The sequence below is a fragment of the Okeania sp. SIO3I5 genome (assembly GCF_010672085.1).
Taxonomy (GTDB): domain Bacteria; phylum Cyanobacteriota; class Cyanobacteriia; order Cyanobacteriales; family Microcoleaceae; genus Trichodesmium.
In genome coordinates this window covers 30812-41374 of the sequence record NZ_JAAHHT010000064.1, presented here as the reverse complement: position 1 = coordinate 41374, position 10563 = coordinate 30812, and the positions used below count along the sequence as shown (strand labels likewise).

General features: G+C 34.2%; 7 protein-coding genes. 1 reads left to right on the top strand and 6 read right to left on the bottom strand.

The window, feature by feature from the left end:
• Positions 1 to 63: 63 nt before the first annotated feature.
• The 5 genes from F6K40_RS16490 to F6K40_RS16470 all read right to left on the bottom strand — a co-directional run bounded on the left by F6K40_RS16490 (position 64) and on the right by F6K40_RS16470 (position 8415).
• The gene (locus F6K40_RS16490; protein WP_293137659.1) at positions 64 to 216 is read right to left on the bottom strand and encodes a hypothetical protein; all 153 of its coding nucleotides are present in this window, start codon (positions 214 to 216) and stop codon (positions 64 to 66) included.
• A gap of 5 nt (positions 217 to 221) precedes the next feature.
• Positions 222 to 1625, bottom strand: coding sequence for a WD40 domain-containing protein (locus tag F6K40_RS16485; protein WP_293137657.1), 1404 nt, complete (start codon positions 1623 to 1625; stop codon positions 222 to 224).
• 757 nt (positions 1626 to 2382) lie between these two features.
• The gene (locus tag F6K40_RS16480) at positions 2383 to 2910 is read right to left on the bottom strand and encodes a ferric reductase-like transmembrane domain-containing protein (RefSeq protein WP_293137655.1); all 528 of its coding nucleotides are present in this window, start codon (positions 2908 to 2910) and stop codon (positions 2383 to 2385) included.
• Between the two features lie 1083 nt (positions 2911 to 3993).
• Complete coding sequence (locus tag F6K40_RS16475; RefSeq protein ID WP_293137653.1) at positions 3994 to 5331, bottom strand: MFS transporter; 1338 nt, start codon at positions 5329 to 5331, stop codon at positions 3994 to 3996.
• Between the two features lie 1860 nt (positions 5332 to 7191).
• Positions 7192 to 8415: a glycosyltransferase gene (locus F6K40_RS16470; RefSeq protein WP_293137651.1), complete on the bottom strand. Its 1224-nt coding sequence runs from the start codon at positions 8413 to 8415 to the stop codon at positions 7192 to 7194.
• A 922-nt stretch (positions 8416 to 9337) separates the two neighbouring features.
• On the opposite strand from F6K40_RS16470, the gene F6K40_RS16465 reads away from it, so the two are divergent.
• Positions 9338 to 9625, top strand: coding sequence for a hypothetical protein (locus F6K40_RS16465; protein ID WP_293137649.1), 288 nt, complete (start codon positions 9338 to 9340; stop codon positions 9623 to 9625).
• 522 nt (positions 9626 to 10147) lie between these two features.
• Here the strand turns inward: F6K40_RS16465 and F6K40_RS16460 are convergent.
• Positions 10148 to 10318, bottom strand: coding sequence for a hypothetical protein (locus F6K40_RS16460; RefSeq protein WP_293137647.1), 171 nt, complete (start codon positions 10316 to 10318; stop codon positions 10148 to 10150).
• Positions 10319 to 10563: the final 245 nt, after the last annotated feature.

The window sequence follows — 10563 nt, the reverse complement described above, 5'->3', positions numbered from 1 at the left end:
GTTCCAGTTACATCTACCCACCCTCCCCATCTCCCCAAACTCCCCAAACTCCCCCTTAATTCGCTACAAAAAATGTTCCATCTCCCCACCCTCCCCATCTTCCCCATCTTCCCCATCCTCCCCATCTTCCCCATCTTCCCCATCTTCCCCATCCTCCCCATCCTCCCCATCCTCCCCACCCTCCCCATCCTCCCCATCCTCCCCATCTCCCCACACTTAGTTTATTCCCAACCATCCCAAGGACTAACTTCTAATACTCCTGTTGGAGTCAATACAACTCTAAATAACCCAAATGACTTTTGAGAAACAGGTTGACGATCGCCATCATTCATCAACTTAGGTAGAGGAGTGTCCAAAAGATAATCTTTCGCAGATTGATTCATCGGTTCATAACTAGCGATCGCCCCATCAATATCTACCCTAACTTGATATTCCAAATCTTCATACCATGTAGGACTTTCTTGCCAACTCAAATCGATTTGCTCATACAGCTTTTGATTCAAATCTTCTAGTTTAACTATTTCCTGAACCTCTTGTGGGATTATTTCAGGTTTTGCCTTTGCCACATTTAACTTAGGAGGTAATTTTTTGACTGAAACAGGCCATATCTTAATTGTTTGATCGGCACTACCACTAACAAGAGTTTTCCCATCTTGAGTAAAACCAACAGACCAAACAGATTTACTATGACCTTTATATTTCTCCATTGGTTTTTGACTTTCTACCTCCCACAAAAGAATTTTGTTGTCGTAACTACCACTAGCTAAAGTTTGCCCATCTGGACTAAAAGCAACAGAAAAAACTGCATTTGAATGTCCCTTCAAAGTTCCAACTTTTTTACCAGTCTCTGGTTGCCATAGCTTGATAGTGCTATCTTGACTGCCACTAGCAACAGTTTCTCCATCAGGGTGATATGCAATTGACCAAATAGGGCGATCGTGAGCAGATATAGTCTTCTTTTCTTTTCCTGTTTTTACTTCCCACGTTTTAAGTTTTCCATTTTTACCACCACTAGCTAAAGTTTCCCCATCAGGACTAAAAGCTAAAGAAATCACCGGACTAGAATGCTGAAAACGTAAAATTTCTGTTCCTTTTTTCAGACTCCATAATTTAATAAAACCTCTATGACTGCCAATTGCTACAGTATCTCCATCGGGAGCGATCGCTACTGCTTTAATGTCGTCAGAATTAAGATTAATAGCGTGAAGCAGATTTCCATTACGAAGATTCCAAAATTTCACACAATCATCCCAACTACCACTAATCAGAATTTTCCCGTTAGGACTTATTGCTAGAGATTCCACAACATCAGTGTGAGCATCTATACTACGGATAAGTTGACCTGTCGGTAAATCCCAAATTTTAATCATGCCATCATAACTGCTACTAGCTATAGTTTTTCCGTCTGAACTAATAGCAACTGCATAAATCCAAGTTGAATGACCTGATAAAGTTTGCAGTGGTTTCCTGACTTTTTCGACTTTATAGTTTGTTTGTTTGATTCTTCTTGATAGCAAATCTTGGAAATCTATTCCTTTAATTACAAGGGTTGTTGCTATTGCCGTAGTTAATGCTGTTACAGTTATTGTTTTGGCAGGATTCCAGAAAAGTTGTTGTGATTGCATAATTTTTTAATGATGTAGAAGATCGATTATTCAGTGATAGTAGTTGCCATTACTCTTAGCAGATTTTAAAGCTCTTAAGTAGTGCCAGAATTTAACTTCTCAATTCAGAATTGAGAATTCTAAATTACTGCCTTTTTTTCTTATATAGCAGTTGCCATTAGTATTAGCAGATTCTCAATTCTCAATTCTTGACAATCAGAATTTAACTTCTTAATTATCAATTCTGAATTACTGCCTTTTTTTCTTATATAGCAGTTGCCATTAGTATTAGCAGATTCTCAATTCTCAATTCTTGACAATCAGAATTTAACTTCTTAATTATCAATTCTGAATTACTGCCTTTTTTTCTTATATAGCAGTTGCCATTAGTATTAGCAGATTCTCAATTCTCAATTCTTGACAATCAGAATTTAACTTCTTAATTATCAATTCTGAATTGCTGCCTTTTTTTCTTATATAGCAGTTGCCATTAGTATTAGCAGATTCTCAATTCTCAATTCTTGACAATCAGAATTTAACTTCTTAATTATCAATTCTGAATTGCTGCCTTTTTTTCTTATATAGCAGTTGCCATTAGTATTAGCAGATTCTCAATTCTCAATTCTTGACAATCAGAATTTAACTTCTTAATTATCAATTCTGAATTGCTGCCTTTTTTTCTTATATAGCAGTTGCCATTAGTATTAGCAGATTCTCAATTCTCAATTCTTGACAATCAGAATTTAACTTCTTAATTCTGAATTCTAAATTCTAAATTCTAAACTGCTGCCTTTTTTTTCTTATATTCAATCCATTTTCTGATTAAGAATAAAATAGTTATTCCTACACTACCGATTATTCCTAATGGTGTAAGATAACTCCAATGACCAAACATTTTGTCACTAATATGCCAAGTTAAAAGGAACATTAATGTATAAGTTAAATAATGTAGCTTTTTCCAATCTTTTTTCAATTTTTTTATACTCCAGTTATTAGAAGTGACTGCTAAAACTGCAAAAATAGCTAGTATAATTATTCCTTGTAAATAAAGATGATATGATTCAATATCAAAGACATCAAAGTTTCTTTTCATAAATAATAAGATGCCATGACCAGCTCCAAAAACAAATGACATTACTCCTATTTGACGGCGATATTTGAGTAATATTTTGGGAAGATTGGTCTTCTTAGTAGCTGGAAAAACTATTCTCAGAATTGTGGGTAACAATGAAAGTATATAAGCACATAGAGCTAAAAATCCCAGATAACTAGCAAGATTTGGTGTGTTGATAATAAAATTTTCCATTTCTCTAATTTCGTAATATTTCTTGAAACTTTGTTTGATTAAATAGTTCTGAGCAGATGCAAATATATTTATAGTGATCTCAAATAAAAATGAGACAATTAAATCACTGATTTTAAAGGGTTATATCAAGCTTCAGTGTCTCAATTTGCTCCTGCACAGGTTTTTTGCCTTTTAGTGAGTCGGAAGCCAGAAGTTTTCTTGACGCTTGTGTTATTTATGTGATTTATCTCTATATTTTTTCAGCCTTTCAACTCGCATCTTTAGTCCAGAAAACTTTATTTCCCAGAGCCATTATTTTTATCACTTAAGTGAGTCACATGATTTGATTGTAGACAAGAATAATTGAAATGTGCAAGGGAAAATTGTAAACTTTTGTAAACTTGTGAAGATATTATCTAACTGTATAATATTTATAAAGTATATTTATATAATTCGCGTAATATGTTTATTCGGTGGTGGTGTATTGTAATGGTGGCCTGTATTATATCAAATCCGGTAGTATCTAAATACCGCCAGAAACCGGGTTTGTGGGAATATAGATGTTATACAGTGGGGCATTTACAGCGCTTTTCAGTTGAGTAGACCACTAAATTCATTGTTAGGAGTCAGGAGTCAGGAGTCAGGAGTCAGGAGTTAGGAGTCAGGAGTTAGGGGTTAGGAGTCAGGAGTTAGGAGTCAGAAGTCAGGAGTCAGGAGTTAGGAGTCAGTATCATTGTGGTTTATTCATATGAAAACCGCTGTAAAACAAACCCGGTTTCTTATAACACCTCCATGAAGAGGGGATTTGATATAGCACTACGCATTACAGGGCTTTTCAAATTGATGAACCACATCGTCAGAACCAAAACCCCGTAGGGACGTTCCATGGAACGTCCCTACTGTGGTTTACTGAAATGAAAACTACTGTAAGGTATTTGACATTTCTAAATCCTGAAAGCCTTTAAAAGTCTGCTGTTCCCTGTTCCCTGTTCCCTGTTCCCTGTTCCCTGTTCCCTGTTCCCTAGCGCGTAGCGCTATAAAAAAAAGGGAGGTTCCATAGAACCTCCCTACAGGGATTTGAAAAAAGCTTGATCGCCTCCCTTCCTACATCAATACAGTTTGTTCGGTATTATCACTCTCAGTATTATTAACTTCAAAGCGATCGCCATCATTTAATTCTCTCTCTACTCGTCGCAACTGTGGAGTACGATAAGCAACTAATACTGCTCCCATATTCAATAAACCCATCACAACAAATAACAAAGCTATTCCTCTCCCTTCTCCTACTCCTATTATTCTGCCGACACTACTTGCCAAAATTCCATTTTCACTCATCAAAGGTTTAAACATAAACTCTACTAAAGGAGCTGCACTTAGATGGGTAGTTACTAACAAAAACTTTTCCATCATATTCTGCAAAGCAAAAACTCGCCCTTGTAAATATTGAGGTACTTTCTTTTGCCAAATAGTATGATTCAAGCTAACAATAATTGCCCTGGAAAATAAATAGCCAAATCCTGCAAATGCAGCCAAAATTACAGCAGGTTTGAATCCTCCCATACATAGACATAATCCTTGGATAAATGCAAAGACTAAAATAGCTTCTATTCTTCGTTTAGAACATCCCCATAAACTTACTATCACACTGCCAAACAACATTCCAATGCCACTAACAGACATTACTATTCCTAATTCTTTTTCCGAGGCAAAACTTAACACCATTGGCAAGAATAAAACTTGCAATACTCCCGCACTTAGATAGATAACTCCAAAGAAAATTGTTAACTGACGCAAACCAGCACGGACTACTACATAATTCCATCCTGAAACAACTTCTTGCCATAAATCTTCAACACTTACTTTCCGTCTAATATTTTGCTGCTGCCTTCTAGGGAATTTGACAATTAACAAAGTGAAAAATGCCAGTAGATAGGTACTAAAATCTATTAATAATATGCCGTGAAGCTGAATTTTGATTATCAATAGTCCAGCTATACTTGGACCAAGAATTCTTGCTGTTGCTATTGCTCCTTGTACCATGCCATTCGCCCGACTCAAGTGTTGTGGAGGTACAAGTTGAGAGATTGCAGAGATATAAGCTGGCCATTGGAAAGCGTTACAGACAGAACTAATACCTACTGCTATATAGATATGCCAAACTTGCAGTTGTCCAGAGAAGACTAGGAACATTATTCCTAATGCTGTTACTCCAGTAATTGAGTCACTGACAATCATTGCCTTACGACGACTCCAGCGATCTACCATTGCACCAGCAAATGGTGAAATAAAGATACTAGGTAGATGAATGAATAAAGACAATAGAGCATAGTGGGTAATTGAACCTGTTGTTTGATACACCCATACTGCTAAAGCAAATTCACTCAGACTGGAACCTAATAGGGAAAAAACTTGACCCAACCATATAAATATAAATGTTTGCATAACCTTGAGTTCCTAGATAAATAGAAAATATAGTCGAATGAAATTTATTTAGTCTGCTTAATAATACTTCTACTTAGTATAACTTGAGTATAGTTTTTCTCAAGTTAGTGAGATATACTTATACTTTGATTCTATTGGCTGTTGCCTGTTGTTTAAAAAGTGGAATTTTACCTCACTAAAATGGGAATTACTATACAGGGATTTTCTAATACTGAGTATATATTAATTTAGGTATATATTAAGCCCTAATAATTTTGTTTTGTCTCTTGAACTTATTGAGAAATTCTATGGCTATTAAATAATTTTATTTTTGCCAGATCGAACTAATTTTCTAGTAGTTACCCAGTCAAGTTAGTCTGTTAAATTAGTCCCTAAAATTAATAACGAAGTACAACATTCATTAATTGATAATTGATAATGGATAATTGATAATTACTTTTCCCTTTTAGGGAGAGGATTTACTAAGGAGCCTTGAAAAAATAACCTGAACAGTTTTTTGATGGAACTTATATTTGACAATCTATTTCAGATAAAATTTGTACAACTTATTTTTACATGATGCCTAAAAGGAAAAAAATAAATTTTTTCCCTTTCAAGGGGAGGCTTTTAACCTGAATTATTTAATGATTAAGAGGGCATCTGTAAAAAAAAGATTAAGCCTTGATGTAGGGTGGGGAGGGTAAGGCGAAAATAATCTCACAATATAAAATAACAATTCCCTCACCGCCGTAACCCACAAATAGTTGATATTTGAGACATTTCTTTAGATTTATTTTACAGATACCTTAATCATAATTAATGATTAATTATTCGGTAAATTATCGGTTATTAATCAGAAAGTACCTTTATTTACTGTAACTGGATCTTCTAGGAATAACTCAAAGATTAGATTGTCTTAATATTTTTATAATTTATTTTTATCAAAGATTTTCTCAAATGCTATTCCTGAAAGGAAGCTAAAAAATATTGTTGCAAATAGCACAAAAAAACTAGATAAAATAAAATAAAGCAGGGAATAGGGAATAGGGAATAGGGAATAGGGAATAGTTGGAAAAACATTTTCTAGTCTAAGATTTATCATCAGTAATTAATTGTCCTAACCTATTTTTTACCAGCTATAAAAAATCCGTTTCTTTGAGTGAGTAGGGAGTAGTTAGGTGGGAAGAGAAAAGAAGAAAAACAATTTTAGGGGCTTGGAGAGCAAACCCCTACGACAAAATGTTACAACCTATTTAGGTATTGCTATATAACTGATGGATAAATACTTAAACCAAGCAAAAATTGGGTTTGGTATGCAAACCTCTAAGACAAAATGTCACGACCTATTTAAGGTTTGCTGATTAAATATCAAAAAATTATACACTAAGGATTTAAGGCATTTTTAATCAGAGAAAGTACCAGTTTTTTGCTCTCGTGAGCTGCAAAAAGTGAGGATTTTTAACAGAAAACAGCTCCAAAATTAAGGGATAATTGTTCCAACTACATTGCCTAAGTTTACTATTTATTCTGACTACTTACTACTAACTAATACAAAGAGTAAAAAGACTTTTTCCGCAAACTCTATTTAGGGCTTGCTGATTAAATATTAAAGTATTGATATTCTAATGGTTTGAGCTTTTTTAAGTCTTTAAAAAGTACAAGGTTTTCCTTCTAAAAAGCCCAAAAAGTGAGGATGAAAGGGTTAACTATTGGCAGAAAAATCAAGGGATAATTCTTCCTCCTGTCTTCTCTAAATTACCCATTCCTCCTGTCTCCTGTCTCCTGCCTCCTGTCTTCTACCCTTACTCATAAGACTTTTTCAGCAAACTCTATTTAGGATTGCTATATAACTAATTGCTAAATCCTTACCCCTAATTAATACTAAGATTTGAGCATAATTTGCTCTTGCCAAATTTTAACTAAGTTAGCTACTGCATTATCCCAACTATATTTAGCAATAGCTTCTCTGCCATTTATACCCATTTTTTTCCGTAAATTACTATCTTCAATTAATAACTTCAATTTCTCACAAAAACTTTCTTGATTTCCTGGAGTAAATAATAAACCATTCCTACCATCTTGAATATTTTCTGTGACTCCTCCTGCTGCAGGAGCAACTACTGGAATACCTGCGGCAAATGCTTCTAATACAGTTAAACCTCTAGTTTCTTTTTCTGAGGCAGTTACATGAAAATCACTATTTTTCAAAATATTAGGTACATTCTCAGGAGGTATTCTACCCAATAAATAAACATCATTTGTCAGTTGAGATAATCTATTTGATATTTCATCGTGCATCGGACCATCTCCAACAATTATTATGGCAATATTTTCTATATTTACTAATTGCTGAAGTTTGGTAAAAGCATCTAAAGTAAATTTCCAACCTTTATCTTCTGTTAGTCTACCTAAAAATACTATTCTAACTTTGTTATCTAAATTAGAAATTTGATAATTTGATTCCCAAAAATTAGCTGTTATTGTGGCAGATTGAAATTTTTCTATATCAAAACCATGAAAATTGACATACATAGCATTTTTCATTCCCATACTGACAATTTTTTGATAGGTAATACTGCTAGAAACTAAAGTCAAATCGTATTGGTTGTAAATTGAGACAAAACTTTTTTTAAAGATTAATTGCAACATCAGATTAATCCCTTTTGGCAAAGGTAAAAAATCTTCAAAATATTCGAGAAAGTTAGTTCGGAAAGTACAGACACAGGGAATTTTATGTTGTCGAGCAAATTCGATGCCAGCTAAACGAAAAAAAGCAAAAAATAATCTTTCTGGTTCATCTACATGAATAATTTCTGGCTGAAATTTTTCTAATTCTCGAACGACTATTTGGTAAGTGTTAAATCCTACATTTCTTTCAAAATCTAGGAATGGTGTACTAGGTAAGTTAATAACTTGAACTCCAGGAAAAATATTACCTGTATAATCTTTCCAATTGGGGTATAAATGAGCAAGCGGACTATAGTCTGGGCAGAATAATAAAACTTGATGTCCGAATTGACTGAGTTTTTGGACTCGGTAATAACCACTGACGGTTACTCCATCTAATACTGGTAAAAATCCAGAGGCAATAATAGCAATTTTCATAAATTAAGCAAGAAGGCAAGAAAGCTGAATCTGAGGCTAAGGAATTATACCGTTTCACGATTCATTTTCTTTTCTATAACATTTGCGTTATAGCTGTCGCTAGGTTCTGCCTTTTCCTGACTCATGCGAGCAAACATGTCGGCGACAGACGAAACTCCTTTGCGTAGCATTCTGTAGGAAAGCGGAACGGAGTTCTATCCCTGAGAAACTATTTTTAGTTGAATAAAAAATCATGCATAAGGGCGAATGACCCCCTCTAGTTTTTATCATATCAGAATTTTTGTGAGGATGCAACCGAAAATCCTTCTCTTTTTTTCGGGAGCTTCACAGAATGAAAATGTTTATGGTATTTCTCCTAGGAAAAATTTCTGAATACTTGATTGCCTCTTCATAAGAAAATTGTGTTGAATAAAAAATCATGTATATGGGCGAACGACCCCCTCTACTTTTTATCATATCAGAATTTTTGTCGGGATGCAACCGAAAATCCTTCTCTTTTTTTCGGGAGCTTCGCAGAATGAAAATGTTTGATGATGGGAAAAACCAGCATATATATTTTTGAAGCCTAAGAGAATGCAAAATTGATTACTAGCTAAGATGGCGCTCTAACCAAATGAATCAAAAGATTCTCAAAAGTAGGGAAGTATTTTTCAATCTTTTTCCTGTATTACCTCTATTCCACTCGTGACTCATAACTCAAAAATTTTTACGCGGGCAAAGATACCAAATAGGTTCTATATAAGTCTCAGAAAATATTCCTAGTAGATCGACACAGCTAAAACCTTGGAGAGAACTTTCTTCGTTTCGTATAATTCTTGTTATGGCAAGGTTTGACCATTTTTTCTAATGCAACATTTAAGGTGTGTCAGTCTACTAAATTACAATTCTGAGAAACCTACGATGATCTGCAAAAATCTATCATTTGCTGATTAATGAGTATGTCAGATTAGCTTGTTTGCCTGAATTAAATCTCAAACAAGAAGAAAAATTAGGTGAAATACTTGAGCAAGTTAGTCAGAACAAAATTCTGGCTTTTTGGATTTCTGAAGTAGACTATATTTTAGGAGAAAGCTTAGGTTTGTTAAAGCCAGAAGACCTCAATTACTATGAAGATCAAAAATCACTTTTAAGGGCATATTTTTTGAACGATATAAAGTGCTTAGATATTGATGAGTCTGATACTTACAAGTCAAAAAACAAACTGTTATAATTTTCAGCCCCTATCCCCTATCCAAAAAAAAGAATGGGGGCTATTTGCTGATAATATTAAACTTACCAACAAAGCTATTAAAAATAACTATAAAATCAACACTCTAGAATAATCAAAGTTCAAATTGTTTAACTTTTACTTTGGTAACAAATATATTTTTTTTAGAAAAGTAAAAAAAGTACAGTGCCTGAGGTGTTTGATTTCAAAAAATCAGAATAATTTGGTTTCTTTTTGCGGATAGATGGTGGATTAAATTCGAGACTTCCCACTCTACAAAATTTGAAAAATCAGTAGAGTGTCTGAGGCGCTTTATTTCCAAAAATAGATAATTTGCCAAAATTTTCAGCCGAAACCAACTGCACTTATAAGTCAAAAATAGTTTGGTTTCTTTTTGCGGATAGATGGTGGATTAAATTCGAGACTTCCCACTCTAGAAAATTTGAAAAATCAGTAGAGTGTCTGAGGCGCTTTATTTCCAAAAATAGATAATTTGCCAGAATTTTTAGCCGAAACCAACTGCACTTATAAGTCAAAAATAGTTTGGTTGATTTTTGCCGATAGACGGTGCATTAAATTCTCGACTTCCCGCTCTAGAAAATTTGAAAAATCAGTAGAGTGTCTGAGGCGCTTTATTTCCAAAAATAGATAATTTGCCAAAATTTTCAGCCGAAACCAACTGCACTTATAAGTCAAAAATAGTTTGGTTTCTTTTTGCGGATAGATGGTGGATTAAATTCGAGACTTCCCACTCTAGAAAATTTGAAAAATCAGTAGAGTGTCTGAGGCGCTTTATTTCCAAAAATAGATAATTTGCCAGAATTTTTAGCCGAAACCAACTGCACTTATAAGTCAAAAATAGTTTGGTTGATTTTTGCCGATAGACGGTGCATTAAATTCTCGACTTCCCGCTCTAGAAAATTTGAAAAATCAGTAGAGTG

Excerpts from the sequence above, each read along its gene's own strand:
- F6K40_RS16485 (WP_293137657.1), bottom strand. The coding sequence starts at position 1,625 with ATGCAATCACAACAACTTTTCTGGAATCCTGCCAAAACAATAACTGTA.
- F6K40_RS16480 (WP_293137655.1), bottom strand. The coding sequence starts at position 2,910 with ATGGAAAATTTTATTATCAACACACCAAATCTTGCTAGTTATCTGGGA.
- F6K40_RS16475 (WP_293137653.1), bottom strand. The coding sequence starts at position 5,331 with ATGCAAACATTTATATTTATATGGTTGGGTCAAGTTTTTTCCCTATTA.
- F6K40_RS16470 (WP_293137651.1), bottom strand. The coding sequence starts at position 8,415 with ATGAAAATTGCTATTATTGCCTCTGGATTTTTACCAGTATTAGATGGA.